The following is a 25,601-nucleotide window of genomic DNA, read 5'->3' on the forward strand; positions in this document are numbered from 1 at the left end:
TCAGTACCAGACCTTAGCGTGGTTCGAGGCAGTTATCCTCTTTCCAGCCGTAAAGCCACTCGATACCGCGGTAAAATTCATCCTGCGTTTTGCCCTTCCAGAGAAGATTACGTACCTGACGTTCGACCCCCGCCGCGTGATAAATCCGCCCCATTTCACGGGTTGACCAGACAATTCGCGCGGTACGCGGAATACGCACCGACTCGTACAGCGCGAAGGCACGAGCGGCGTCGCCGTCGCACTGCTGCAGCGCTTTACCTATCGTTACCGCATCTTCCAGCGCCATGCAGGCGCCCTGCGCCATATATTGCGCCACCGGATGGGCGGCATCCCCGACCAGGGTAATACGATCGTTGCCCCACTTTGCAACCGGCTCGCGGTCGGCGGTGGACCAGCGGCGCCAGGAAGTCGGCTTGTCGAGCATCTGCCACGGGCGCGGATGAATCCCTTTAAAGTAAGAGAGCACCTCTTCTTTACTACCGTCGCGCACGCCCCACTCTTCGCTTTCGCGGCTATGGAAGGTGACCACAAGGTTGTACTGTTTGCCGCCGCGCAGCGGATAATGCACCAAATGACAATGCGGCCCGGCCCACAGTACCGGCGCGTTAATACGCAGGTCTTCCGGCATGTCGGCGGCCTCTATCACCGCGCGGTACACCACGTGGCCGGTGACCCGCGGCGCATCGCCGAGCAGACTCTGGCGCACCACTGACTTCACGCCGTCGCAGCCCAGCAGAATATCGGCGGTCCAGCTGTTGCCTTTGTCATCAAAGACCGTCACGTCATCGGCGGTCTGGCGGATATCCACCACCTGAGTTGAAGTCCGGTATTCCACGCCGGGATGGGTCAGCGCGGCTTCCCAGACGGTGGCGTGAATGTCCACCCGATGGATCACCGCATACGGGCCGCCGAAATGGTCACGGAAGGCCTGCCCGGTCTCGATACGCACCACCTCTTCCCCATTCACCGCATCCATCATCGTGATATGGTCGGTAAACACCGCACGCTGGCGCGCCACTTCGCCGACGCCCAGACTATCCAGCGCTGAAAACGCATTCGGCCCCAGTTGAATACCGGCGCCGATTTCGCCGATTTCATGCGCCTTTTCCAGCAGCATCACTTTGATCCCCTGGCGCGCCAGAGAGAGCGCCGTCGCCGCGCCGCCAATGCCGCCGCCAACGATAATTGCTCGCGTCACTTTCGCCATTTTCCCTCCTCCCTAGGCCGGAATTTTGTCTTGTTGATTTTCCGGCGCGGCGGCAATAAAGGCCGGTAGCCGGGTACAGGCGTCGTAAACCGCCTGGCAGCGCGGATAATGGCTCAAATCACACCCCATCCGCTGCGCGTTGGCCCATTGCGGCACCAGACAACAGTCGGCGAGCGTTGGTCTATCGCCGACGCAGAAAGCGCCGGATTTCGATTGTCGCAGCAGTTGCTCCAGCGCGCTCAGCCCCTGCTGGATCCAGTGGGCGTACCAGCGTTTTTTGTCCGCTTCGCTGACCTTCAACTCATCGCTAAGGTAGCGCAAGACCCGCATGTTATTAATCGGATGAATATCGCAGGCGATGGCGTAGACCATCTCCAGCACCCGCATCCGCGCGGGATCCTCCTGCGGCAGCAGCGGCATTTGTGGGTAGTGGCGGTCAAGCCAGTCAACAATCGCCAGCGACTGACCCAGCGATTCACCGTCATCGGTGATAAGCGTCGGCACCAGCCCAACCGGATTGAGCCGCCGGTACTCCAGCGCATTCTGCGCCCCGATGCGGATATTCACCCCAACGCTCTGATAATCGATGCCCTTGAGGGCCAGCGCGATGCGCACCCGATATGAGGCAGAGCTATTAAAAAAACTGTACAGCTTCATTGTTCACCTCACACCACGCGAACGGCGATAGGCGTCAGTCCGTCTACGTTGCCGGTAATCACATCCCCCTTTACCACCGCGCCGACGCCCTCCGGCGTGCCGGTGAAAATCAGATCGCCGGGCTGTAGTTCAAAAAAGCCCGAGAGATAGCTGATAGTTTCATTTACCGACCAGATGAGGTGGCGTATATCGCTACGCTGATGATCTTCACCATTCACCTGCAGCCAGATTCCCGCCTGATTCACCTCGCGCGCCTCGGCGGCTTTATGCAGCGGCGCGACAGGAGCAGAAAGATCGAACGCTTTACCTATCTCCCACGGGCGCCCCATCTGGCGCATCTCCATCTGGCGGTCGCGGCGGGTCATATCGAGTCCGGTGGCATAGCCCCAGATATATTCCTGCGCCTGCTCCAGCGGGATGTCGCGTCCCGCCTTGCCGATGGCGACCACCAGCTCAATCTCGTAGTGATAGTTGTCGGTCTGCGCCGGATACGGCAGATCCAGCGTTTCGCCAGCCGCCACCGGCACAACCGCATCCGCCGGTTTGCAAAAGAAGAACGGCGGTTCGCGATCCGGATCGAAGCCCATTTCACGAGCGTGGGCGGCATAGTTACGGCCAACACAGTAAACGCGGCGTACCGGGAACTGCTCATCGCTGCCAACAACCGGGATGCTAATCGGCGCCTGGGGTGCAAAAACATATTGAGTCATGATGGTTTTCCTTCTTATTAATAACGCGCTTCGCGGAACAGGCCTAAGGCCTCCTGTACCGGACGGTCCGAGAAGCTAAATAACACGCACTCTTCGCTGGCGTTGAACGATACGCCGTGCCAGGTTGGCGCCACGAAGATGTCTTTCGCCTGTAATGCAAAGGTTTGTTCACCAATCGTCACCTGGCCGCTACCTTCCACTACGTGGTAGATGGTGCTATCGGTGGTTTTCGCCACCCGCGACCGGAACCCTTTCGGCAACAGTTGCAGGAAAGCGCCCATCGAGGGCATCGGATAGCCGCCGGTGACCGGATTGACGTAGCGCATCTTGTAGCCGTCCCATTCGTCGGCCTCGCCAAGATGGGTCAGGTCATGCAGCGCCTCGCGGCTACGGTCGTAGCGGTAGTTAAAAATCGGCGAGGAGTTTCCCACCTGATGGCGCAGCGGCAGCATATTGGCAGCGTAGCGCGGCAGGTAGTCGCCCTCTTTACGCGTCACCGGCTGTTGCTCCTGCGGATAATCTTCAGCAAAGCCGCAGCCGAGATAGTTGACCAGCGGTAAATCGAGACCATCGAGCCAGACCACCGGTTCATCGCCAGGATTGCCGTGATCGTGCCAGCGCCACTGCGGAGTCAGAATAAAATCGCCGGGGCGCATTGGCGTGCGCTCGCCGTCGACGGCGGTAAACGCGCCGTGGCCTTCCACGATAAAGCGCAGCGCCGACTGATTGTGACGGTGGCTCGGCGCCACCTCGCCCGGCATGATGAGCTGCAGGCCGGCATACAGCGACGCGGTAATGGACGACTGGCCGCGCAGTTGCGGGTTCTCCAGCACCAGTACCCGACGCACCGCCTCTTTAGCGCCGATTAACTGCCCGCTTTCCAGCAGCAGCGGGCGAATTTCCTGATAGTTCCAGTACGCCGGGGCGCAGTTGGCATTCGGCGTTTGCGGCACCAGATGGTGCAACGATTCCCACAGCGGGGTCAGATTCTGCCCGGCAATATGCTGGTAGAACTGCTGGCGTTCGCGGTTCGATTGCGGAGTAGATAGGGTCATTATTGTTCTCCTTATTTATTCGCGACACCCGCAGAGGGCAGCGCGTCGGGTACAGATCCAGGACGGCGAACCGCCAGCATCAGCATGATGAGCATCACCGCGCCGATCGCCGCCGGTACCGCTATAACGTAAAACAGCGTGTCGAAAGAGAGATTCATCGCCATCATCATGCCGCCGGAGAGCGAACCAACAATGGCGCCGCAGCGGCCGATGGCGTTGGACCAGCTGACCCCGGTCGCGCGGCTCTGGGTTGGGTAAAGGGTGGCGGTCAGCGCATTCAGGCCCACCTGCGAACCACTCACGCCAATTCCGGTGCCGAAAATCGCCAGCGCCATCAGCCACAAACCGTTTTCGCTTAAACCGATCATCACGATGCACAACGCGCCCAGGCAATAACTTAGCGCCAGCACAAAGAAGGGATTGAAACGGTCCATCAGGATGCCGAGCAACAGTGCGCCGAGCGTGCCGCCCACCTGAAACGCGGCGGTCACCCACGAAGCGTGCTGTAAATCGATACCACGATGGTTAAGCAGCGTCGGCATCCAGCTGGAGAGCAAATAGATAATCAGCAGGCTCATAAAGAACACCACCCAGAGCATTAAGGTGATCGCCAGTTGTCGGCCGGCAAACAGCTGGCTAATGCTGCCTTTCGGCCCGGCTGCCGGTTCGTCGAGCCAGAAATGGGTCTCGGGATAGCGCTCGCCGGTGATAGCGCTGACGGTTCTGGCGATGGTCGCCTGCGGCAGCCCGCGACGAACCTGCCAGCGCGGCGATTCCGGCAGCGCCCACAGCAGCGCGACGGCCAGCAGCAGCGGCAGGATCCCGCCTAAGGCCAGAATGCCGTGCCAGCCGATATGCGCCACCAGTTGGGCGCTCACCACCCCGCCCAGCGCCGAACCGAGGGTGAAGCCGCAGAACATCAGGGTAACTAACGCGCCGCGGCGGCGGGCGGGCAGATATTCCGAAGTCATGGTGATGGTGTTGGGCATCGCCCCGCCTAATCCCAGACCGGTGAGGAAACGCAGAAAAACCAGCATCTCTAGATTCGTCGAGAATGCGGAGAGCAGACTGAACAGGCCAAACAGCGCGACGCAAAACTCAATCACCCGTTTACGACCGAAACGGTCGGAAAGCGGGCCGCAGAGCAGCGCCCCGGCGGTCAATCCCAATAGTCCGGCGCCAAACAGCGGCGCGAGGTCGCTGGCGCTCAATTGCCAGTGAACACGGATATCGGGAGCGATAAAGCCAATGGCGGCGGTGTCAAATCCATCAAGCATCACCACCAGAAAACAGCAGATAATCACACGCCACTGTAGGGCGCCAACCGGCGCTGCGTTAAGTAACGTCTGTAGTTCACGTCGTTGAGCCATAATGATGCCTCAGTGCAGGTCAGGGTAGATGTTGTATTTATTTCTTTTATGTTGCGATTTTGTAACCATGGCGATGAAATGTACAATGGCTTTTCGGGCATAGACATAACCTGGAGGTTATCGGCTGATGGCGAACTGGACGCAAAAGTTGAAGCTGCAGCATTTGAAAATGCTGGTGGCGCTGGGTGAGCAAGGCAATCTCACGCAGGTCGCGAAAATGATGAATATTACCCAGCCCGCACTCTCTAAGTGGCTGACGCAATTTGAAGAAGAAGTCGGCATGCCGCTCTTTGAGCGCCACAGTAAGGGTCTGCGCCCTTCGGAAGGCGGCAAACTGCTGCTACAGCACGCCCAGCGGCTAATCAACGACATGTCGCGCTCGCAGTACGAGATCGAGCGCTTTAAGCAAGGCGGGCTGGTCGGCAGCCTGATGATCGGCTGCTCTCCCGTGGCGACAGACTGCGTGGCGCAGGCGATCCTCGCCCTGCTTAAAGAGATGCCGACCCTGCATCTGAATATCGAAGAAAAAGTGATGACCCCGCTGCTGCACGACCTGCTCTCCGGCGTGGTCGATGTGGTCGTCGGACGTGTTGGCGGCCGCGCGCTGGAACTGCCGCTCAACTATCGTGTGCTCTATACCGAACCGGTGTGCTTCGTCGCCCGTCCCGACCACCCGCTGGCTAGCATGCCGCGTTTGAGCTGGGCGGATCTCGCCGTCTGGCGCTGGATAGTCTGGCCTACCGGCACGCCCATTCGTCAGAGCATTGATAACGCGCTGGTCGATAACGGCGTCATGCTGCCGGAGAATACTATCGAGTCAGCCTCGATGAATGTCACCAGCAATTTGCTGCAAAGCAGCGATATGATCTCTATTCTTTCTTTGCGGCTGGCGCAGCATTACGCCGAACATCGGCAGCTGACGATTCTGAATTTGCCGCGTATTGAACAAAAAGGTAGCGTTGGGGTGTTCTGGCGCAAAAGCGAAGTACCATCGCTGGCGCTCACTCGTTTTCTGCACTACCTCGCAGAATAAGGCCGCTGTTCCCATTTTCTATGCTGACGATGCCTAGAATTCATGATGTGATCGGTAGCACATTTCAGGGTTTAATTGTATGATGAATGGCAGTTCATCAAGGGTTATTACCATGAGTAAGTCGCTGAATATTATCTGGCAGTACGTGCGAGCTTTCGTCCTGATTTACGCCTGCTTGTATGCAGGCATTTTTATCGCCGGGCTACTGCCCATCACGATCCCCGGCAGCATTATCGGCATGCTGATTTTGTTCGTGCTGCTGGCGCTGCAAATTATGCCGCCGCAGTGGGTCAACCCCGGCTGCAACATTCTGATCCGCTACATGGCGCTGCTGTTCGTGCCTATCGGCGTTGGCGTAATGCAGTACTGGGATTTACTGCGCGCGCAGCTGGGACCGGTGGCGGTGTCCTGCGCCGTCAGTACTTTATTAGTCTTTTTGGTGGTGAGCTGGAGCTCGCATCTGGTCCACGGTGAACGCAAAATCATCGGGCAAAAAGGAAGTAAAAAATGATCCATGAAATGTGGTGGTCGCTACCGTTAACGCTGATTGTCTTTTTCCTTGCCCGCAAGCTGGCGGCGCGGTTTAAATTTCCGCTGCTCAACCCGCTGCTGGTCGCCATGGTGGTCATTATTCCTTTTCTGCTGGTCACCGGTATTTCTTATGAACGCTATTTTGCCGGCAGCAAAATCCTTAACGATCTGCTGCAGCCGGCGGTGGTTGCGCTGGCCTTTCCGCTATATGAACAACTGCACCAGATCCGCGCGCGTTGGAAATCCATCATCACCATCTGCTTTATCGGTAGCTGCGTGGCGATGATCACCGGTACCACCGTCGCTCTGCTGATGGGCGCCACCCCGCAAATCGCCGCTTCCATCATGCCAAAATCCGTCACCACGCCAATTGCCATGGCGGTCAGCGGCAGTATTGGCGGTATTCCAGCGATTAGCGCCGTGTGCGTCATTTTCGTTGGGATCCTCGGCGCGGTGTTCGGCCATACGCTGCTTAACGCCATGCGTATTCATACTAAAGCATCCCGCGGCCTGTCGATGGGTACCGCCTCGCACGCCCTCGGCACCGCGCGTTGCGCCGAACTGGACTACCAGGAAGGGGCGTTTAGCTCGCTGGCGCTGGTACTGTGCGGAATTATTACCTCGCTGGTCGCGCCTTTTCTGTTCCCGGTGATCGTCGCTGTTGTCGGATAATTGTGATTTGCATCACATTTATAAATGCAACAAATTAGCGTTGCATAAACAATGAGACCTATGTCACATATGGGTCCCGTGCGGGCCCGTACACTAGCTTCCCATTACATTGTTATGAGGCAACGCTATGCACTCTCGTTTTCAAGCTGCTTTGACTAATCTGGCGGCAGACCTGCAGGCGGCCATCGCCCCGATGCTCGCAGACCCGCACTTCCCGGCGCTGCTCGAAGCCGATCAGGTGGCGACGCTACAACAAGCAGCAGGTTTGGATGAAGACGCGCTGGCCTTTGCGCTACTGCCGCTTGCCGCCGCCTGCGCCCGCGCCGATCTTTCTCACTTTAACGTTGGCGCTATCGCCCGCGGCGTGAGCGGTCGCTGGTACTTCGGCGGCAACATGGAATTCCTCGGCGCCACTATGCAGCAAACCGTCCACGCGGAACAGAGCGCCATCAGCCACGCCTGGCTGCGCGGCGAAAAATCCCTACGCGCGATTACCGTCAACTACACGCCTTGCGGCCACTGCCGCCAGTTTATGAATGAACTGAACAGCGGTCTGGCGCTGCGCATTCATCTGCCGGGTCGCGAAGCGCACTCCCTGCAGCACTATCTGCCGGACGCCTTTGGCCCGAAAGACCTGGAAATCAAAACTCTGTTGATGGATGAGCAGGATCACGGCTTCCCCCTCAGCGGCGATGCGCTCGCGCAGGCGGCTATTCAGGCGGCGAACCGCTGCCACGCGCCGTACAGCAACTCCCCTTCCGGCGTGGCGCTGGAGCTGAAAGACGGCACCATTTTCTGCGGCAGTTATGCGGAAAACGCGGCGTTCAATCCAACACTACCGCCGCTACAGGGCGCGCTGAACCTGCTGAGCCTTAACGGTTACGACTATCCGGATATCCAGCGCGCGCTGTTGGCCGAGAAAGCCGATGCATCGCTTATCCAGTGGGATGCGACCGTCGCGACCCTGAAAGCGTTGGGCTGTCAGAATATCGACCGCTTGCTGTTAGGTTAATTAGCCTGATAGCCTGAGCAGATTGCCGGATGCGCCTTTGGCTTCTCCGGCCTGGATTCGGTAATCTGCCATATTGCTGAAAATCCCCGCAATTAAACGATGGTTTCTTGCGCTTACCCGGCGGGTAAAGTAGCCTGAAGCTTCCCTCGTCCACCATTGAGTCAAGTTCATGTTAAAGCGTGTGTTATACAGCCTGTTAGTCCTGCTCGGCCTGCTGCTGTTGACCGTGCTGGGTCTTGACCGCTGGATGAGCTGGAAAACCGCGCCCTATATTTACGATGAGCTGCAGGATCTCCCCTACCGCCAGGTGGGCGTGGTGTTGGGCACTGCCAAATATTATCGCACCGGCGTGATCAATCAGTATTATCGTTATCGGATCCAGGGCGCGCTCAACGCCTACAATAGCGGTAAGGTTAATTATCTGCTGTTGAGCGGTGACAACGCCTTGCAAAGCTATAACGAACCAATGACCATGCGCCGCGATCTGATTAAAGCCGGCGTCGATCCGGCGGATATCGTGCTGGACTATGCCGGTTTCCGTACCCTCGATTCGATCGTGCGCACCCGCAAAGTGTTCGATACCAATGATTTTATTATTATCACCCAGCGCTTCCATTGCGAGCGCGCGCTGTTTATCGCCCTGCATATGGGGATTCAGGCGCAGTGCTATGCGGTGCCCTCGCCGAAGGATATGTGGACCGTGCGTCTGCGCGAGTTTGGCGCCCGGTTTGGCGCACTGGCGGATCTCTATATCTTCAAACGCGAACCGCGTTTCCTCGGGCCGCTGATCCCCATTCCGGCGCAGCAGCATGAAGTTCCGGAGGATGCGCAATCCTACCCGGCGGTCACGCCCGAGCAGTTACTGGAGCTACAGAAAGAAAAATAGCCGCCGTCGTTTTATCGAATTTCAGGCATAAAAAACCCGCGCCAGGCGCGGGTTTTTTATATGTTCAATCTTATTTCTTACGCGCGTACTTCAGTGAATCCAGCGCCACAGCGAAGATGATAATCGCCCCTTTAATAATGTACTGCCAGTATGGATTGACGCCAATGTAGGTCAGACCATAGTTGATGACGGTAAAAATAATGACCCCGGTCACCACGCCGAAAACCGTACCCACGCCGCCGCTGAAGGAAACGCCCCCCACCACGCAGGCGGCAATCGCATCCAGTTCGTACATAAAGCCGAGATTGTTGGTCGCCGAACCGATACGTCCGGCTTCCAGCAGCCCGCCGAAGGCGTAAAACACCCCGGACAGGGCATAAATCATCAGCAGGTTCAGCGCCACGTTAACGCCGGAGACACGCGCCGCTTCCGGGTTGCCGCCGATAGCGAAGATGTTTTTACCGAAACGGGTTTTATTCCACAGGATCCACACGAAGAAGATAGCGATCAGCGCGTAGAAAGTGATGTACGACAGGCGGAATGAACCTAAAGCGACAAAGCCCTGGGCAAACTGCGAGAAGTGGCTGTCGAAACCGGAAATCGGCGACGCGCCGACAAAGTCGTAGTACAGGGAGTTGATACCGTAAACGATGATCATCGTACCCAGGGTAGTGATAAACGGCGTCACGTTGAGATAGGCAATGACGATACCGTTAATCAAGCCAATCACCGCGCCGATCGCGCAGACCAGCAGAATCACCAACGGAATCGGCATGGTCGCCATCTCCGGGAACACCTTGTTGGCGTTATCCACCGCCTGCAGCATGGTAGCCGCTACCACCGCCGCCAGACCCACCTGACGTCCGGCGGAAAGGTCGGTCCCCTGGGTGACAATCAGCCCAGCGACGCCGAGCGCGATGATAATACGTACCGAGGATTGCGTCAGGATGTTACTTAAGTTCAACAGACTTAAGAAGGTCGGGTCCTGGAAAATAATAATGGCCAGTAAGACCAAAAGTACAACGTAAATCCCACCCTCTTTCAGGTAAGTGAGGAAACTCTTTTTATTTAACGCACTCATGGAAAGCCCCTGATCTCAAAGGTGCAATGATGCAAGACGCAGAATTTCATTTTGCGTCGTGGTTTTGGTCTCAACAATTCCGGCAACCAGCCCGTTACTCATAACCAGTATACGGTCGGTAATTCCCAGCAGCTCCGGCATTTCAGAAGAGATAATAATGATGCCCTTATCTTTTTTGGCCAGTTCGGCAATCAGCTGATAAATTTCGAATTTGGCCCCGACGTCAATCCCGCGGGTCGGTTCATCAAGCATTAATATTTCCGGTTGGGTTAATAACCAACGACCGATAATAACCTTCTGCTGATTCCCGCCGGACAGCGAACCGATTTGCGTTTGATGGCCTGGGGTTTTAACCCGCATGGAATCGATAACCCATTGGGTGTCGCTTTTCATCCGCGAATTATCCAGCAGACCGACCTTGTTTTTATACTTCTTGATATTTGATATCAGCGAGTTAAAACCAATATCGAGGTAAGCATAAATTCCCGTCGAGCGACGCTCTTCGGTCACCAGCGCAAAGCCGTGGTTTATCGCCTCGTTAGCGCTATGGTTATTAATTTTTTTGCCATGCAGGGTAATTGTGCCGCTGGCCTTTTCGCGGATGCCAAACAGCGTTTCAACGATATCGGTACGTTTAGCGCCCACCAGTCCGGCAATACCGAGGATTTCACCTTTATGCAGATCGAATGAGACATCGCGAATTGACGGCTGGCGCAGCGAGGTCAGGTTACGAACTTCAAGGATTACTTCGCCCGGTTTGTTTTGTTTATCCGGAAAACGCTGGTTCAGCGAACGGCCAACCATCATCGCGATGATCTTATCCATATCCAGCCCCTCCAGCGGCTGGGTGGCAATCCACTGACCATCGCGCAGGATCGTAATCTCATCGCATAGCTGAAATATCTCCTCCATTTTATGGGAGATATAAACAATACCGCAGCCACGCTCTTTCAGCTTGCGGATTATTTTAAACAGGTGATTGACCTCTTTTTCTGTCAGCGATGAGGTAGGCTCATCCATAATGACGATTTTCGCGTCATAGGAGAATGCTTTCGCAATTTCAATCATCTGCATCTGCGATACCGATAAAGTCCCCACGCGAGCGCGCGGATCAATATCAATATCGAGTTCATCAAATATCGCTTTGGTATCGCGATACATTTTATCCTGATCGACAAACATGCCTTTGGTGGGGTAACGTCCCAGCCACATGTTGTCCATGACCGAACGTTGAAGTACCAGGTTTAATTCCTGGTGCACCATAGAAATACCGTTTTCCAACGCTTCTTTCGCCGAATGGAAATCGATTTCTTTTCCCTGAAAAAGAATACTGCCGGAATCTTTTTGATAGATTCCAAATAAGCATTTTAATAATGTCGATTTACCCGCGCCATTCTCCCCCATTAATGCATGGATAGAGTGCGGACGAACCTTCAGGTTGACATTATCAAGAGCTTTAACGCCGGGGAAAGATTTGTTGATGTCACTCATTTCCAACAAATATTCGCCCGACTGTACGCTATTATTGCTGACCATAGTTATACCTGGCTGCGTTCGTGCCGATCCGCGACGATAAGTTATATCGCAGCAAAATCGGCTTCGGTATCAGGAATAATCGGGCGCGCGAGCGCGCCCGCAATGCATGAAGAACTTATTTACCGATAAACTGGCTGAGGTTGTCTTTATCTACGCCTACGTACGGTACGCGGACAATCTTATTCTCAATTTTCCAGTTGGTGCCAGCAGCGGGCTCTTTGCCGTCAGCCAGGTTCTTCGCCAGATCGAAGGTCGCTTTGGCCTGGTTGTTGGCGTCGTTCAGCACGGTACCGGCCATCGCGCCGGATTTCACCAGCGCCAGCGCTTCAGGCAGGGCATCGACGCCGAACACCGGAATGCTGCTCTTGTTATGCGCTTTCAGCGCTTCTACCGCGCCCATCGCCATCGCATCGTTGTTCGCGATGACCACTTCGATTTTGTTGGCGTTCGGGCCGGAGAGCCAGGCGTCCATTTTATCTTTCGCTTGCGCGGTATCCCACATGGCGGTATCTAACGCCAGTTGCTGAGTTTTAAGACCTTTTTCATTCAGCTCTTTGATAACGTAGGAAGTACGCGCTTCGGCATCCGGGTGGCCCGGCTCGCCTTTCAACAGAACAAACTGAATCTGACCATCTTTGTTCAGATCCCAGTTTGGATTCGCTTTCCAGTGTTTGGCGATAAGATCGCCCTGGATAATCCCGGATTCTTTGGAGTCGGTACCCACATAATAGGCTTTATCGTAGCTATCCAGCGCCTTGCGCGACGGCTCTTTGTTAAAGAACACCACCGGCACATTTTGCCCACGCGCTTTGTCGATAACCGTACCCGCCGCCGCCGGGTCAACCAGGTTGATGGCCAGCGCCTTCACCCCTTTCGCCAGCAGCACGTCGATCTGATCGTTCTGTTTGGACTGATCGTTCTGCGAGTCATTCATCAGCAGTTGCACGTCCGGCGCAGATTTGCCGTCTTTTTCGATCGCTTTACGCACAACGGACATGAAGTTGTCGTCATACTTGTAGATCGTAACGCCGATACGGGTATCCGCGGCATGCGCTGCGGCGCCAAAAAGCATGCCAGCCATGACGGCGGACAGAGCTAAGACCTTCTTATTCATGGAATCTCCGGTTTTATTATTTTGCATCGTTTTTTTTGGCGTGAAGATAGCTGGCGGGAGTTGTTACATTAGGGTTACCGCACAACGATATTCACAACGTTAATTCTGTCTTCCGTGTAGGGTAACGCTCCAGAAAAACGGCTTCATCAAGTGCCTAACCTATTGTTTAAGATGATATTTTAAAACATCACCCGCACAGTCTGGTTCGGACTGGTCAACGCTGCCATCATAAACAGCTGAATGTTAATATACTGTGAATTTACTCACAGATTGAAAGCGGTTACATCAGCTAATAGATTCAGTTAGTGATCGGCCCCACACTTTGCTTTTGCGTCACCGAATGGCGCCGCACCAGCGTGGGCATAAAGCAGTGGCTGGCCTCGCTATCGAGTTTCCCTGCCGCCCCTTGTAGCGCCAGTTCGGTAGCCAATTTCGCCATCGACATAATGGGATAGCGCACGGTAGTCAACTGCGGATCGGTGTAACGGGAAATGGGAATGTCATCAAAACCAATCAGCGAGAGATGCTGCGGCACGGCAATGCCGTTATCCTTGAGAGTGGTTAACGCCCCGGCAGCCATACTGTCGTTATAGGCAAACACCGCGGTCAGGCCTAAATTACGCCCCAGCAGTTCTACCATCGCCGCTTCACCGCCCTGCATATCCGGCGAACCCGAGCCCACCCAGCTATCCGGCGCGATAATGCCCTGCTCCTGCAGCGCTTTACTCCACCCTTCGCGGCGCAGTTCATCATCTTCAATGCCGTGGTTGGAAGAGAGATAGCCAATCCGTTGATGGCCGTGATTGAGCAGCATCCGCGTAGCCATTAGCGCGCCGCTGACGTTATCGAGACCCACGCAGCGGTGCGCGAAGCCCGGCACAATGCGGTTTATCAGCACCATGCCTGGAATATGCTGCATAAAGTCGCCAAGTTCGGCATCGCTTAACGCTTTCGAATGCACGATAAGCGCCGAACAGCGCTGGCGAATCAGCACCTCAATGGCGTTACGCTCTTTTTCAGCTTCATGGTAGCTGTTGCCGATTAGCACATATTTCTGATGCTGCTGCGCGACGGTATCCACCGCTTTCACCAGCGCGCCGAAAAAGGCGTCTGACACATCCATCACCACCACGCCAATGGTATCGCTAACCTGGGTCGCCAGCGCCTGGGCATTGGCATTCGGCCGATAGCCCAGTTGCGCGACCGCCTTCATCACTGCCTCCCGGGTATCCGGGCTCACCAGCGCGCTGTTGTTCAGCACCCGTGAAACCGTCGCCACGGAAACCCCCGCCTGACGGGCGACATCACGAATGGTGATCATACATACCCGCCTTTATCGCATTGCAATACGTCACACCCACCTCCTGTGTTCAGCAAGGTGGCTATTCTGGCAGCGACGCGCACCGCGCTACGTGAGTGAGGTCACACGGCTGGAAACGGTTACATCCATTTTGTTAATGATTGTGATCGAGATCGTTATACAGATGTATCTCTGGATGATGTCCCTGAGGCTCTCAGGGTTAACTGACGCCATAGCCACTCAACGGGCCCCTGGCGGAAATGACGCAGCCAAAACTGCGAGAAGAGGAGATTAACGGCCCACACCGCCGGCACAAAGGCCAACAGCTGTAAACGGTCAAATTTCATAAACAGGCCCAGATGATAGAACAGCGCGGTGCAGATCAGGGTTTGCAGTAAATAGTTACTGAGCGCCATCCGCCCAACGCAGGCAATCGCCCCAACCAGACGAAAGCGGCATAATTGCGGCCAGAATCCCCACGCCAGCGCGGCATAGCCGATGGTTTGTAGCGGCGCGCCAAGTTCACGCGGCGCCTGCAGCAGAAAACCGCACCAGCGGTAGTCCCATTGCAAATACCACTGCGCGGCGATGGCCGGCACATTTACCATCATTCCGGCAATAATCAGCACAGCCCCGACGCGGCGATAATGGCTAAGGCTAAACTGCCCTTTCAACCAGCCGCAGCGCATTAGCGCCGCGCCCATTAGCATCATCCCCGCCAGCTGCCAGCCATACTGCACGCCAAGCGCCACCAGGTTATCGGACAGCATATCCGCGCGATTGCTCACCGCCTCCAGACCGCCTTTGAGCTTCCAGAACTGCTCATACTGCACATTCGCGGCATCGGGCACCCATGACCGGCTGGCGCCGTTGGCGGAAATTAATCCCAACAATACCAGCACCGCAATACCGATGAGATAAAGCACGACGCCGGTATTAAATAGCGATTTAACATGATGGGCATCGCGCACCATGCGCCAGGCAATCAGCCCCACCAGCGCATAGGCCAGCAGAATATCGCCGTCCCAGAAAAAGAGACCGTGGATAAAACCAAGCAGGGCAAGCAGCGTTAGCCGCGACTGGATCCAGCGTTTACCGCGTACCAGCAGCATTTGCAATCCGGCGCCGAACAGCAGTGCAAACAGGGTGAGGAATTTTACCTGCGCAAACAGATCGAGGATTGCCCAGCTCCAGGCGTCGCTCTGCGAAATACTCCCGGCCCAGGCCGGATTCAGATAGGCCGCCTTCGGCAAGCCGAAGGCGGTGATATTCAGTAGCAGAATGCCGAGGATGGCGACGCCGCGAACGAAGTCCAGCGTGACGTTTCTCTCCATGCACCCTGCTCCGAATTAATTGTGGTGACGTACGGCGCGCAGGAACTCCTGGCGGGTATTCTGGCTGGATTTAAACAGACCGCCAAGCGAAGTGGTGGTCGTGGCGCTGGTCGCATCGCGGATGCCGCGCGCTTTCACGCAGTAATGCACCGCGTCAATGGATACCGCGACGTTGCTGGTACCGAGCAAAGTCTGCAGCGCGGTAAGAATCTGCTGCGTCAGGCGCTCCTGCACCTGCGGACGCTGGGCAAAGAACTGCACGATGCGGTTAATTTTCGACAGGCCGATTACCGAATCTTTCGGGATATAAGCAACGGTCGCTTTGCCGTCAATCGTCACAAAGTGATGTTCACAGGTACTGGTCAGCGTGATATCGCGGACCGTCACCATCTCGTCAACTTTCATTTTGTTTTCAATAACGGTGATTTTCGGGAATCTGGCATAATCCAGACCGGAGAAAATCTCATCAACGTACATTTTTGCGATGCGATGCGGAGTCTCCATCAGGCTGTCGTCACTGAGATCAAGATTCAGCAGCTGCATAATCTCAGTCATGTGCCCGGCGATCAGACGCTTGCGCGTTTCATTATCAATTTCTTGTACTGGCGGACGCAGCGGCGTCTCCAGCCCACGAGCGACCAGCGCTTCATGAACGAGTATGGCTTCTTTACTCAATGATGACATTTAGGTTCTCCTGCAGGTGTGGCGCTCTTTGCTCTTCTGAGGGCAAAGTTTGCACTCATTGTGCGTGAGGTGGCGCACATAATCCAGTAGCCGTCACGATAATTATTGAAATTGGCGCAACCTTTCATTTTTACCGCTGCGGTTGGACGTTGTCGATGCGCCACGCCAGCGAGCCCTACCGCCCTCGCGCGCATTCATTAGCACTGTAGATGTTTAGAGACGTTCTTTATAACTCGTATTAATGATGCAATAGCTTTGCGCGACGGGAAAGTGAAAGTTACTCACCGGTTAATGAAATATCTGTATTATTAAGCATTACACATAGATACCCGAGGAGCCCTGCATGGAACTGCTTGAAGAACATCGCTGTTACGAGGGTCGGCAGCAGCGCTGGCGTCATCACTCCAGTACCCTGAACTGTGCGATGACGTTCAGCATTTTTTTACCGCCGACGACGGAAACCGCCCCGCCGCCGGTGCTGTACTGGCTATCCGGTTTGACCTGCAATGACGAAAACTTCACCACCAAGGCTGGCGCCCAGCGTGTCGCCGCCGAACTTGGCATCGCGCTGGTGATGCCCGACACCAGCCCGCGCGGTGATGACGTCGCCGATGATGCCGGTTACGATCTCGGTAAAGGCGCGGGTTTTTACCTCAACGCCACTCAGGCGCCGTGGGCGGCACATTTTCGCATGTACGACTACCTGCGCGATGAGCTACCGCAGTTGATTAACCGTCAATTTAAGGTCGCCGACCGTTGCGCTATCAGCGGCCACTCGATGGGCGGCCACGGCGCGCTCATCATGGCGCTGAAAAACCCAGGGCGCTTTACCAGCGTCTCGGCCTTCGCGCCGATCGTTAACCCATGCAAAGTTCCGTGGGGACAAAAGGCGTTCAGCGCCTATCTCGGCAATGATGAAGCGAACTGGCAGGAGTGGGACAGCTGCGCACTCATGCAGGCAAGCCAGGCCGGGGATGCCATTCCCACATTAATTGATCAGGGTGACGCCGACCAGTTTCTCGGTACCCAGCTACAGCCCGCGGTGCTGGCAGAGGCGGCGCGACAGAAACAGTGGCCACTGAGCCTGCGTATCCAGCCCGGCTACGACCACAGCTACTATTTCATCGCCACCTTTATAGAAGATCATCTGCGCTTCCACGCGGAGCATCTGTTTAAGTAACCCTCTATTTCCCTCCGCCGGGCATGCTCCGCTTGCCCGGCTTTATATCTTCGTCAGGAACTATCTTGTCGCTACGGGCGATAATTTGTTATTTAAAACACAACATATATGATTTAGCATATATGTACCTCCATGATAATCTGGTCAACCATGATAAAGCCTATCCAGCTGTTTAAAATCCTGGCGGATGAAACCCGTTTAGCCATCATCATGTTGCTGCGTGAGTCCGGCGAACTGTGCGTCTGCGATCTGTGTGCCGCCACCGGGCAATCCCAGCCGAAAATATCTCGCCATATGGCGATATTACGTGAATCTGAACTGGTACTCGACCGCCGGCAAGGGAAATGGGTCCACTATCGCCTCTCGCCCCATATGCCGGCCTGGGCGGCGGAGATCATTGCCACGACCAGGCAGAGCATGAGGGAAGATATTGACGAATGGCGCAAGAAAACAGCGTGCGCCACCTGTTGATACATATATAGAAACGCATATATCGGAGTAGAGAATGTTGTTGGCCGGTAGTCTCTTTTTATTCACGCTGGTGTTGGTTATCTGGCAGCCCAGGGGCCTCAGCATCGGCTGGAGCGCGAGTATTGGCGCAATACTGGCGCTGGCCAGCGGCGTTATTCATCTCAGTGATATTCCCGTTGTCTGGAATATCGTCTGGAACGCAACAGCAACTTTTATCGCGGTGATTATCATCAGCCTGCTGCTCGATGAGTCGGGCTTTTTTGAATGGGCTGCGCTGCATGTCTCCCGCTGGGGCAACGGGCGCGGTCGTCTGCTGTTCACCTGGATTATCCTGTTAGGCGCGACCGTTGCGGCGCTGTTTGCTAACGATGGCGCAGCGCTCATTCTGACGCCCATCGTCATTGCCATGCTGCTCGCTCTGGGGTTCAGCAAAAGGACAACATTAGCCTTTGTCATGGCTGCCGGGTTTATTGCCGATACCGCCAGCCTGCCGCTTATCGTTTCCAATCTGGTCAATATTGTCTCAGCTGATTTCTTCCGGCTTGGTTTTACGCAATACGCCTCTGTGATGGTTCCTGTTGATATTGCTGCCATAGCGGCCACGCTGGGCATGCTGCATCTGTTTTTCCGCCGGGATATTCCAGCAACTTACAACGTCACTTTGCTGAAAACACCTGCCAGCGCGATTAAAGATCCCGCAACCTTCAAAGCCGGCTGGGTTGTTTTGCTTTTGTTGCTGGTTGGTTTCTTTGTTCTTGAACCGCTGGGGCTGCCCGTTAGCGCCATCGCCGCTGTCGGAGCCGCTGTTCTGTTTGCCGTTGCGAAAAAAGGTCACGCCATCAATACCGGTAAAGTATTGCGCGGCGCGCCCTGGCAGATCGTTATTTTCTCGCTGGGTATGTACCTGGTGGTCTACGGTCTGCGCAATGCGGGCTTAACGGAATATCTATCGGGTGTGCTGAATATGCTGGCGGATAAGGGACTGCTGGCGGCAACGTTTGGCACGGGCTTCCTGACCGCTTTCCTGTCGTCGGTAATGAACAATATGCCAACGGTCCTGGTGGGCGCACTGTCGATTGAAGGAAGCACCGCTTCTGGCGTTATCAAAGAAGCGATGATCTACGCCAACGTGATCGGGTGCGATTTAGGCCCCAAAATCACGCCAATAGGCAGTCTGGCGACCCTGCTGTGGCTGCACGTACTGTCGCAGAAAAGCATGACCATCAGTTGGGGATATTACTTCCGCACGGGCATCATCATGACGCTACCTGTGCTGTTTGTCACTCTGGCCGCGCTGGCGCTGCGGCTCTCTCTCACTCTATAACGAGAAACTCATATGAGTAATATCACCATCTATCACAACCCGGCCTGCGGTACGTCACGTAATACACTGGAGATGATCCGTAACAGCGGTAATGAACCCACTGTTATTCACTACCTTGAAACACCGCCGACTCACGATGAGCTGGTTAAACTTATCGCAGAGATGGGGATCGCCGTGCGTACTCTGCTACGCGAGAATGTTGAACCTTATGCCCAGTTGGGACTCGCGGAGGACAAGTTCACCGACGAGCAGTTAATAGAATTTATGCTCGCTCATCCCATCCTGATTAATCGCCCTATTGTGGTCACTGAACGGGGAACCCGCTTATGTCGGCCATCTGAAGTGGTACTGGATATCCTGCCCGATCCGCAGCAAGGCGCTTTTAGCAAAGAGGATGGAGAAAAGGTGGTGGATGAAAGGGGCAAGCGGCTGATACCTGGCGGATAGCGGCGTACACGTATTATCGGGGCTGCCGCCACTGAAGTTACTTCAGCGGCGGCAGACAGTTTATCGCTATCAGAAGCGGTAATCGACGGCCATAAAGTAGCGACGGCCATCTTCGGTGTAGCTGTAATCGTCGCGGTTCAGATCTTTGTCGCCAACGTTAAGCACGCCGGAGCGCAGTTTCACGTTTTTACTGACCTGCCACGCGGCGCCGATATCGAACATGGTATAACCGCCTGGGGTTTTACCCGTCGCGCTTACCGCACGCTGCTCGCCGGTATAGTTGGCCGTGACGTAGAAAGACCAATCCTCCAGCGGTTTCCAGTCGAGGGTACCGTTAGCGGTGTGGAACGGCAGCGTCTGCAGCGGTTTATTGCCGCCGTTGCTCAGATCGCGACCATCGTTATAGGTATAGTTGACCGTCAGTTTCCACTCTTCGCCGAACGGAACCTTCACTTCGGTCTCTACGCCTTTAATCCGCGCTTTGTTGACGTTGAAGTAACGGAACACCGGCACACGCTTACCGTTCACGGTCTTCCAGCCGACGAAGTTCGGGTAACCCGGCGCTTCGCTGGCGCTGGAGGTGCGCAGGATGTCGATCATATCGTCAACGTTGTTCTGGAAGGCGGTCACGCTGCCTTCAACTCCCTCCAGCCAGCCCTCTTCACCGCTGTAATACAGACCGAGCTCAAAGCTTTCGCTGGTTTCCGGCTTCAAATCCGGGTTACCGATAATGCTGCAGCTACCGCGACAGGAGTTGGTGGTCCAGTCCGGGTTCAATTGCAGCAGCGACGGCGCTTTAAAGGCCGTTGCCCAACCGCCTTTCACGGTCACGGTATCGGTGGCGTTATAGACCAGGTACGCACGCGGGCTCCAGTGATCGCCGTAGGTTTGGTGATCGTCCATACGGATGCCGGTGGTCAGCGCCAGTGGTTCAAAGATCCGCCACTCGTCTTCGAGGAACAGCGCGTACTGGCTGGCGGAAGTCGATTTGCCGCCGCTGCTCAGGTTCACCGGATCTTTGAGTTTATCGTGGCGCCATTCACCACCGAGGGTGACGATCTGGTTGATCATACCCAGCGGCATCACATATTTACCATCCACCGCATTGCTTTCAGAGGTAATGGTCCCAGCCTGCCCCGGGTTTTTGTTATCCACTTTCTCGCCGTAGAATTTCACTTCGCTATTCCCAACATCCCAGCGCCCGTTATGGGTCAAAGAGTAGTTTTGGCGTTCAAGGCGGTTTTTGTCGAGCGAGTCTGAGTCGCGATCCTGGCGATCGAAACCGTAGCCGGCGGTAATGTCCTGATTCTCCGTTGGCGTCCAGGCGAACTCAACGTTACCGTCGCGGCTGGTGAAACCTTCAATGCGCGGCGTTTCACCCGCAGCGTTGCTGGAAGATTGCTGATCGTCTTTACTACGTTTCGCCAGGCTGCCGTAGGCTTTCATCCCCAGCACGCCGTCGATCAGCGGGCCGCTGGTGAAGAACTGGCCGTTATAAGTGTCACCGCGATCGCGGTGTTCCTGAATGGTGGCATCGCTGCTGAGGGTTCCGGTCCATTTCTGGCCGATTTTTTTGGTAATGATGTTGACCACGCCGCCGAGCGCATCGGAACCGTACAGGGAGGACATCGGGCCGCGCACTACTTCAATCCGCTCGATGGAGTCCACCGGGATCCAGTTCAGATCGAAATCGTTATGGCGGAAGACGGCGTTACGCGAGTTCACCCGTTTGCCATCGATGAGGATCAGCGTATAGCTGCTATCCAGACCGCGGATGCTGACACCCTTGCGGTTATCCCCTTCGTTAGTGAGCTGAACGCCAGGCACATCGCGCAACACGTCCTTCAGGTTCTGCACCGGCTTACGCTGCAAGTCCTGTTGGGTGATCACGCTGATACTGGCGGGCGCATCTTTGACGCTCTGTTCAGTCGCCGCGGCGGTGACAACCAGCGTTTCGTCATCATTTGCGGCCAGCGCCGGAAATGCCAATGCTACGACGGACGCGCACAGTCCCGCCCGGGCAAAAGGGTTTAACCTGAACATACCAAATCTCCATGAGGTCAACTACAAATCAAACAAAGGGTGCTGCTTGCACATCCTGTCGACACGCGGCTCTGGCGGCCGCGCGCAATTTTTTTACAGTCGATGTGGCTGGTCACCCCCTGCCTTTCGTAGTTGAGCGGCAAGATATGGAGATTGGCTTCATCCTGAATTTGCCGAAATGATAAGGATAATGATTACAATTATCAATACAATTATGAAGAAGTGTGTCCGTTTGTAAGCCTTGCTGGCATAAAAAAAGCCCTCTTTAAAAGAGGGCTTTATCGAAAACGGTAGAGTGTGGAATTAGCCTTTAAAGCGTTCCGGGAACTTCATTTCGCTGTAGCGCACGAAGCGGGTACCTTTCACCAGCTTGTAACCAAACCAGATAACCAGGAACAGCGGAATGCCGATGTAGGTCGCCGCCACGCCGCCCCAATCAATGGTGTCCTTGAGGAAGGCTTCATAGTTCTGGCCAAGGGTGATGATCAGGCACAGTACGAAGGCGAAGATCGGCCCCAGCGGGAAGAACCCGGAACGGTACGGCAGGTTATTAATATCGTTACCCTGCAACACGTAACCACGACGGAAACGGTAGTGGCTGATCGCAATACCCAACCAGGCGATAAAGCCAGTCATCCCGGAGGTATTCAGCAGCCACAGGTAGACCGTCTGGTTGCCGAACATCGAGGTCAGGAAGCACAGCGCCGCAATCACGGTAGTCGCATACAGCGCGTTGCGCGGTACGCCGCCTCTCGACAGCTTCGAGAAAATGCGCGGCGCTTTGCCGTCGCACGCCAGGGTATACAACATACGCGTAGAGGCGTACATCCCGGAGTTACCCGCCGACAGCACCGCCGTCAGGATAACCGCGTTCATGATCGCCGCCGCAGAGAGCAGACCGGCGTGCTCGAATACCAGGGTGAACGGGCTAACGGAAATGTCTTTAACGTCGTTGCGCAGCAGGCTCGGATCGGTATACGGGATGATCAGGCTGATAATCAAAATCGCGAAGACATAGAACAGCAGGATACGCCAGAACACCTGACGCACCGCGCGCGGAATGTTCTTCTCCGGATTTTCCGATTCGCCCGCGGCAATACCGATGAGTTCGGTGCCCTGGAAGGAGAAGCCGACAATCATCGCCACGCCGATCATCGCCGCAAAACCGCCGGCAAACGGCGCATCATCAATGCCCCAGTTGCTCCAGCCCGCCGGCTTGGCGCCTTCGAAAATGCCAAAAATCATCATAATGCCGACGATGATAAAGATAATCACGGTGGCAACTTTAATCAGCGAGAACCAGTACTCCGCTTCGCCGAAGCCGCGTACCGAGATCCAGTTCAGCAGGAACATGATGCCGAGGAATAAGGCGCTCCAGATCCAGCCGGGTGTATCCGGGAACCAGTAGCTCATCACCAGCTGCGAAGCAACGAGGTCAACGGCGATAGTCACCGCCCAGTTGTACCAGTAGTTCCAGCCCAGCGCGAAACCAAAGCCTTCTTCTACATAGTTCTGACCGTAGGTCGCAAAAGAGCCTGAAACCGGCATAAACGCCGCCAGCTCGCCGAGGCTGGTCATCAGGAAATACACCATCAGACCGATCAGAATGTAGGAAAGCAGCGCGCCGCCGGGGCCTGCCTGAGAAATTGTTGCGCCAGAGGCAACGAAAAGACCTGTACCGATGGAACCGCCAATAGCGATCATGGTCAAGTGGCGCGCTTTTAGCTCGCGGCGGAGCGTGGGCGCTTCTGTGGTTTTAGTTTCCGAAACCATGTGAAAATGCTATCCATCCAAAAAATGAGGCGCGATTGTAGCAGACGATCGTCCATCCATCCGGTACAAATGCAAAGTTATAAGAGAGCTTCATGATCTGACACAAATTATTAGTAAAGCAGTAATCCTGCATTGGCGCATAAAAAAACAGACAAAAAATCGCGGCTTACGGCAAAATAACGCGAGGATTGTCACAATGCTGAAGGAGTCAGCTTATGGTTTCCCCCACTCGTCGCAGCCTGGCCCCCGATGCCTTTCTGCTACTGGCGATTTTCTGCCTGTATCTATTCGTTATTGGCCTGTACGCCAGTATCACGGTGCTGGAACACTGGTTGCGGCTGCCAAATTACCTGACCGATAACAGGGAGACTTTTCTTGTCGGCGCGCTTCCTCTTGCGATTGCGGGGCTGCTGGGGCTACTGGCGGGCGTCGGAGTGAAAAAGCGGCTGATGGTTCGGCTATGCAAAGTCTTCTGCGCCTTTTCTCTTATCTATATTGCGGCTTTCGCCTGGCTGGACTGGCGCACGATGGACCACTATCGGGATAACCCGCAGTACGGCGTATGCAAGCAATACAGCAAACACACCATTTATATGTACGTGTGGAATAGCGACTGGTGCGACCATTTCGACAAAAGGGTGCAAATCCCCTCCCCCATTGCTAATAGGGAGAATACCCCGTGAAGAAACCAGCAAAAGTTGCTAACGCCGAACCGCAGGCCACTCGCGCACAGCGAATCTGGCAACAGCTAAACGCATGGCTTATTTTTCCGGCGCTAGGGGTTTACGCGCTCTATTTAGCAACCGACTATCTGCCATTACTGAAATTACGCGGTTGGCCGGACTTCGCCTCCGTTTCCTTACTGAAGGCCAATTTTACCGGCTCCGCGCTGCTCTTTTTTTCATTCGCCTGGCGGATGGACAGAGTGCTGCGTGGTAAAACCGTCGATGGAAGTTATGAAAATCGCCTGCTGACCGCTATCGCCGGATTTACGCTGGCGCTGCTGATCGTCATCAACAGCGCCATTTTTACCTTACATTTTACGGTATACGGCTCGCCGCGCTATATTCGCTGCTGGGAACCCGTTCCCATGGGCAGCTGGCATTATGCCAGAACCCCGGAGATCTGCGTGCAGCACGGCTACGCGCCAATAAGGGATACCGCTACACCTCGCAGTAACGGATAAAGCGCTGCAGCGCCTTGGAAACGTGTTTTTGCCGATGGCGAATACGCCACAACGTGCGCGTCAGGCGCGGTAGCGGCAGCTTGAGCTCCACCAGCGTTCCGGCCTCCAGCTGCTCGGCAATGACTCGCCGCGACAGGCAGCTGATGCCTAGTCCGTGGCGCACCGCATGTTTAATGGCCTCTGAGTTGCCAAGCTCCATGCCCAGTTGAAATGCGGGCAGATGCGACAACAGCACATAATCGACGATCTCTCGCGTGCCGGAGCCATGCTCGCGCAGGATCCACTGCGCTTCCGCCAGCCGTTGCAGCGTCAATTCGCCTTCCAGGAATGGCGAATCAGGGGCGGCGAACACCACCAGTTCATCTTCAATCCACGGCTCGGCGATAATATCCGCCGCGTGGCACGGCCCTTCAATCAGGCCAATATCGACGCGCAAATCGCTGACCGCATTAATCACATCCTGGCTGTTGCCGACGCTCAGCTCCAGCGGCAGTTCGGGGAAGTCGCGGCGGTAGCGGGCGATGATTTCCGGCAGAATATAGTTGCCGATGGTGCTACTGGCATAAACGCGGATCGCGCCATTATCGCCGCGAAACAGCTGTTCTATCTCTCCGGCGCGCTCCAGCAGCGCCAGCGCCCGCGGGTAGAGCAAGCGGCCATGCTCGTTGACCACCAGCCGTTTACCGACGCGGTCAAACAGCTGAACGCCGAGTTGCCCCTCCAGGTCGGTTAGCGCCGCGCTCACCGCCGACTGCGAAAGCGCCAGCATCTGTGACGCCTGCGTCGTTGACCCGCTTTTCAAAACCTCAGCAAAAACTTCCAGTTGCCGTAGCGTGATATGCATAACTCACCTGTTTATTAGCCCAAGCTGGATAACCGTCAACGCTATGGTGACATAAATCAGCAGGGCTGTGGCCTGAAGGATGAAGGGTATAACCCAAAATCATTCGTGCTGCAGAAAGGCGGCAAGTGAGCGACAAATTCGTCAGGAACGA

Annotated in this window: 25 protein-coding genes; 11 read left to right on the forward strand and 14 right to left on the reverse strand. The window is 55.5% G+C overall.

All coding sequences use genetic code 11. From position 1 onward, the window contains the following. Positions 1 to 13: 13 nt before the first annotated feature. Genes ABLU80_RS11410 through ABLU80_RS11430 form a run of 5 tightly spaced genes read right to left on the reverse strand, consistent with a single transcriptional unit; the run spans position 14 to position 4,999 of the window. Positions 14 to 1,207 (reverse strand): 3-hydroxybenzoate 6-monooxygenase, encoded by a 1,194-nt coding sequence (locus ABLU80_RS11410; protein ID WP_348849984.1) that lies wholly within the window; start codon positions 1,205 to 1,207, stop codon positions 14 to 16. 12 nt (positions 1,208 to 1,219) lie between these two features. After that, on the reverse strand, positions 1,220 to 1,864 hold the full coding sequence (maiA, locus tag ABLU80_RS11415; RefSeq protein WP_015706104.1) for a maleylacetoacetate isomerase: 645 nt from the start codon (positions 1,862 to 1,864) through the stop codon (positions 1,220 to 1,222). 8 nt (positions 1,865 to 1,872) lie between these two features. Continuing rightward, entirely contained in the window at positions 1,873 to 2,574 is a 702-nt protein-coding gene (locus ABLU80_RS11420) for a fumarylacetoacetate hydrolase family protein (protein WP_015365722.1), read from the reverse strand. 17 nt (positions 2,575 to 2,591) lie between these two features. Next, on the reverse strand, positions 2,592 to 3,629 hold the full coding sequence (gene gtdA, locus ABLU80_RS11425; RefSeq protein ID WP_348849985.1) for a gentisate 1,2-dioxygenase: 1,038 nt from the start codon (positions 3,627 to 3,629) through the stop codon (positions 2,592 to 2,594). Between the two features lie 11 nt (positions 3,630 to 3,640). Beyond that, complete coding sequence (locus tag ABLU80_RS11430) at positions 3,641 to 4,999, reverse strand: aromatic acid/H+ symport family MFS transporter (RefSeq protein ID WP_020078293.1); 1,359 nt, start codon at positions 4,997 to 4,999, stop codon at positions 3,641 to 3,643. Between the two features lie 127 nt (positions 5,000 to 5,126). On the opposite strand from ABLU80_RS11430, the gene ABLU80_RS11435 reads away from it, so the two are divergent. The 5 genes from ABLU80_RS11435 to sanA all read left to right on the forward strand — a co-directional run bounded on the left by ABLU80_RS11435 (position 5,127) and on the right by sanA (position 9,133). Next, a complete protein-coding gene (locus ABLU80_RS11435; RefSeq protein WP_015365719.1) occupies positions 5,127 to 6,032 on the forward strand; it encodes a LysR family transcriptional regulator in 906 nt (301 codons plus the stop codon). A gap of 112 nt (positions 6,033 to 6,144) precedes the next feature. Next, entirely contained in the window at positions 6,145 to 6,543 is a 399-nt protein-coding gene (locus tag ABLU80_RS11440) for a CidA/LrgA family protein (protein ID WP_020078292.1), read from the forward strand. Continuing rightward, positions 6,540 to 7,235, forward strand: a complete 696-nt coding sequence (locus tag ABLU80_RS11445; RefSeq protein ID WP_015365717.1) for a CidB/LrgB family autolysis modulator — start codon at positions 6,540 to 6,542, stop codon at positions 7,233 to 7,235. Before ABLU80_RS11440 ends, ABLU80_RS11445 begins: the two co-directional genes overlap by 4 nt. A gap of 127 nt (positions 7,236 to 7,362) precedes the next feature. Beyond that, positions 7,363 to 8,247: a cytidine deaminase gene (gene cdd, locus ABLU80_RS11450; RefSeq protein ID WP_032712038.1), complete on the forward strand. Its 885-nt coding sequence runs from the start codon at positions 7,363 to 7,365 to the stop codon at positions 8,245 to 8,247. Positions 8,248 to 8,416: 169 nt separating this feature from the next. Beyond that, on the forward strand, positions 8,417 to 9,133 hold the full coding sequence (gene sanA, locus ABLU80_RS11455; protein WP_015365714.1) for an outer membrane permeability protein SanA: 717 nt from the start codon (positions 8,417 to 8,419) through the stop codon (positions 9,131 to 9,133). A 70-nt stretch (positions 9,134 to 9,203) separates the two neighbouring features. Here the strand turns inward: sanA and mglC are convergent, their stop codons facing one another. From mglC to folE, 6 genes are all read right to left on the reverse strand, one after another. After that, positions 9,204 to 10,214, reverse strand: coding sequence for a galactose/methyl galactoside ABC transporter permease MglC (mglC, locus tag ABLU80_RS11460; protein WP_015365713.1), 1,011 nt, complete (start codon positions 10,212 to 10,214; stop codon positions 9,204 to 9,206). A 15-nt stretch (positions 10,215 to 10,229) separates the two neighbouring features. After that, the gene (gene mglA / locus ABLU80_RS11465) at positions 10,230 to 11,750 is read right to left on the reverse strand and encodes a galactose/methyl galactoside ABC transporter ATP-binding protein MglA (protein ID WP_015365712.1); all 1,521 of its coding nucleotides are present in this window, start codon (positions 11,748 to 11,750) and stop codon (positions 10,230 to 10,232) included. A gap of 115 nt (positions 11,751 to 11,865) precedes the next feature. After that, positions 11,866 to 12,864 carry a galactose/glucose ABC transporter substrate-binding protein MglB gene (mglB, locus tag ABLU80_RS11470; protein ID WP_015365711.1) on the reverse strand — a complete coding sequence of 333 codons (999 nt, stop codon included), beginning with the start codon at positions 12,862 to 12,864 and terminating at the stop codon, positions 11,866 to 11,868. Between the two features lie 298 nt (positions 12,865 to 13,162). After that, on the reverse strand, positions 13,163 to 14,185 hold the full coding sequence (galS, locus tag ABLU80_RS11475; RefSeq protein WP_015365710.1) for an HTH-type transcriptional regulator GalS: 1,023 nt from the start codon (positions 14,183 to 14,185) through the stop codon (positions 13,163 to 13,165). A gap of 155 nt (positions 14,186 to 14,340) precedes the next feature. Beyond that, entirely contained in the window at positions 14,341 to 15,498 is a 1,158-nt protein-coding gene (yeiB, locus tag ABLU80_RS11480) for a DUF418 domain-containing protein YeiB (RefSeq protein WP_348849986.1), read from the reverse strand. Positions 15,499 to 15,513: 15 nt separating this feature from the next. After that, on the reverse strand, positions 15,514 to 16,182 hold the full coding sequence (gene folE, locus ABLU80_RS11485; RefSeq protein WP_015365708.1) for a GTP cyclohydrolase I FolE: 669 nt from the start codon (positions 16,180 to 16,182) through the stop codon (positions 15,514 to 15,516). A 343-nt stretch (positions 16,183 to 16,525) separates the two neighbouring features. Here folE and fghA point away from each other — a divergent pair, with 343 nt between their 5' ends. The 4 genes from fghA (at position 16,526) to arsC (ending at position 19,604) form a co-directional block, all read left to right on the forward strand. Further along, positions 16,526 to 17,362, forward strand: a complete 837-nt coding sequence (gene fghA, locus ABLU80_RS11490; protein ID WP_116299845.1) for an S-formylglutathione hydrolase — start codon at positions 16,526 to 16,528, stop codon at positions 17,360 to 17,362. A 150-nt stretch (positions 17,363 to 17,512) separates the two neighbouring features. Continuing rightward, complete coding sequence (locus tag ABLU80_RS11495; protein ID WP_045376776.1) at positions 17,513 to 17,833, forward strand: metalloregulator ArsR/SmtB family transcription factor; 321 nt, start codon at positions 17,513 to 17,515, stop codon at positions 17,831 to 17,833. Between the two features lie 34 nt (positions 17,834 to 17,867). Further along, positions 17,868 to 19,157 carry an arsenic transporter gene (locus ABLU80_RS11500; protein WP_047466083.1) on the forward strand — a complete coding sequence of 430 codons (1,290 nt, stop codon included), beginning with the start codon at positions 17,868 to 17,870 and terminating at the stop codon, positions 19,155 to 19,157. A gap of 12 nt (positions 19,158 to 19,169) precedes the next feature. After that, positions 19,170 to 19,604, forward strand: coding sequence for a glutaredoxin-dependent arsenate reductase (gene arsC / locus ABLU80_RS11505; RefSeq protein WP_020078288.1), 435 nt, complete (start codon positions 19,170 to 19,172; stop codon positions 19,602 to 19,604). Positions 19,605 to 19,673: 69 nt separating this feature from the next. Here the strand turns inward: arsC and cirA are convergent, their stop codons facing one another. Further along, positions 19,674 to 21,647, reverse strand: a complete 1,974-nt coding sequence (gene cirA / locus ABLU80_RS11510; RefSeq protein ID WP_015365703.1) for a catecholate siderophore receptor CirA — start codon at positions 21,645 to 21,647, stop codon at positions 19,674 to 19,676. A 303-nt stretch (positions 21,648 to 21,950) separates the two neighbouring features. Next, entirely contained in the window at positions 21,951 to 23,420 is a 1,470-nt protein-coding gene (locus tag ABLU80_RS11515; RefSeq protein WP_015365702.1) for an amino acid permease, read from the reverse strand. A 215-nt stretch (positions 23,421 to 23,635) separates the two neighbouring features. Here ABLU80_RS11515 and ABLU80_RS11520 point away from each other — a divergent pair, with 215 nt between their 5' ends. Continuing rightward, on the forward strand, positions 23,636 to 24,103 hold the full coding sequence (locus tag ABLU80_RS11520) for a hypothetical protein (protein ID WP_032712047.1): 468 nt from the start codon (positions 23,636 to 23,638) through the stop codon (positions 24,101 to 24,103). Then, a complete protein-coding gene (locus tag ABLU80_RS11525) occupies positions 24,100 to 24,606 on the forward strand; it encodes a hypothetical protein (RefSeq protein ID WP_032712049.1) in 507 nt (168 codons plus the stop codon). The genes ABLU80_RS11520 and ABLU80_RS11525 overlap by 4 nt, the downstream gene beginning before the upstream one ends. Here ABLU80_RS11525 and yieE read toward each other — a convergent pair. Further along, positions 24,584 to 25,450: a DNA-binding transcriptional regulator YeiE gene (gene yieE / locus ABLU80_RS11530; RefSeq protein ID WP_015365699.1), complete on the reverse strand. Its 867-nt coding sequence runs from the start codon at positions 25,448 to 25,450 to the stop codon at positions 24,584 to 24,586. The two genes, ABLU80_RS11525 and yieE, sit on opposite strands and share 23 nt — an antisense overlap. Positions 25,451 to 25,601: the final 151 nt, after the last annotated feature.

The sequence above is a fragment of the Klebsiella sp. CN_Kp104 genome (assembly GCF_040064515.1).
GTDB lineage: Bacteria > Pseudomonadota > Gammaproteobacteria > Enterobacterales > Enterobacteriaceae > Klebsiella > Klebsiella aerogenes.

Bases quoted from the DNA above. Each gene is read 5' to 3' on its own strand.
- ABLU80_RS11495 (WP_045376776.1), top strand. From the start codon at position 17,513: ATGATAAAGCCTATCCAGCTGTTTAAAATCCTGGCGGATGAAACCCGT.
- ABLU80_RS11435 (WP_015365719.1), top strand. From the start codon at position 5,127: ATGGCGAACTGGACGCAAAAGTTGAAGCTGCAGCATTTGAAAATGCTG.
- mglC (WP_015365713.1), bottom strand. From the start codon at position 10,214: ATGAGTGCGTTAAATAAAAAGAGTTTCCTCACTTACCTGAAAGAGGGT.
- mglB (WP_015365711.1), bottom strand. From the start codon at position 12,864: ATGAATAAGAAGGTCTTAGCTCTGTCCGCCGTCATGGCTGGCATGCTT.
- ABLU80_RS11410 (WP_348849984.1), bottom strand. From the start codon at position 1,207: ATGGCGAAAGTGACGCGAGCAATTATCGTTGGCGGCGGCATTGGCGGC.
- arsC (WP_020078288.1), top strand. From the start codon at position 19,170: ATGAGTAATATCACCATCTATCACAACCCGGCCTGCGGTACGTCACGT.
- mglA (WP_015365712.1), bottom strand. From the start codon at position 11,750: ATGGTCAGCAATAATAGCGTACAGTCGGGCGAATATTTGTTGGAAATG.
- yeiB (WP_348849986.1), bottom strand. From the start codon at position 15,498: ATGGAGAGAAACGTCACGCTGGACTTCGTTCGCGGCGTCGCCATCCTC.
- gtdA (WP_348849985.1), bottom strand. From the start codon at position 3,629: ATGACCCTATCTACTCCGCAATCGAACCGCGAACGCCAGCAGTTCTAC.
- folE (WP_015365708.1), bottom strand. From the start codon at position 16,182: ATGTCATCATTGAGTAAAGAAGCCATACTCGTTCATGAAGCGCTGGTC.
- cdd (WP_032712038.1), top strand. From the start codon at position 7,363: ATGCACTCTCGTTTTCAAGCTGCTTTGACTAATCTGGCGGCAGACCTG.
- ABLU80_RS11420 (WP_015365722.1), bottom strand. From the start codon at position 2,574: ATGACTCAATATGTTTTTGCACCCCAGGCGCCGATTAGCATCCCGGTT.
- cirA (WP_015365703.1), bottom strand. From the start codon at position 21,647: ATGTTCAGGTTAAACCCTTTTGCCCGGGCGGGACTGTGCGCGTCCGTC.
- yieE (WP_015365699.1), bottom strand. From the start codon at position 25,450: ATGCATATCACGCTACGGCAACTGGAAGTTTTTGCTGAGGTTTTGAAA.
- ABLU80_RS11520 (WP_032712047.1), top strand. From the start codon at position 23,636: ATGGTTTCCCCCACTCGTCGCAGCCTGGCCCCCGATGCCTTTCTGCTA.
- ABLU80_RS11445 (WP_015365717.1), top strand. From the start codon at position 6,540: ATGATCCATGAAATGTGGTGGTCGCTACCGTTAACGCTGATTGTCTTT.
- ABLU80_RS11440 (WP_020078292.1), top strand. From the start codon at position 6,145: ATGAGTAAGTCGCTGAATATTATCTGGCAGTACGTGCGAGCTTTCGTC.
- fghA (WP_116299845.1), top strand. From the start codon at position 16,526: ATGGAACTGCTTGAAGAACATCGCTGTTACGAGGGTCGGCAGCAGCGC.
- ABLU80_RS11515 (WP_015365702.1), bottom strand. From the start codon at position 23,420: ATGGTTTCGGAAACTAAAACCACAGAAGCGCCCACGCTCCGCCGCGAG.
- sanA (WP_015365714.1), top strand. From the start codon at position 8,417: ATGTTAAAGCGTGTGTTATACAGCCTGTTAGTCCTGCTCGGCCTGCTG.
- galS (WP_015365710.1), bottom strand. From the start codon at position 14,185: ATGATCACCATTCGTGATGTCGCCCGTCAGGCGGGGGTTTCCGTGGCG.
- maiA (WP_015706104.1), bottom strand. From the start codon at position 1,864: ATGAAGCTGTACAGTTTTTTTAATAGCTCTGCCTCATATCGGGTGCGC.
- ABLU80_RS11430 (WP_020078293.1), bottom strand. From the start codon at position 4,999: ATGGCTCAACGACGTGAACTACAGACGTTACTTAACGCAGCGCCGGTT.
- ABLU80_RS11500 (WP_047466083.1), top strand. From the start codon at position 17,868: ATGTTGTTGGCCGGTAGTCTCTTTTTATTCACGCTGGTGTTGGTTATC.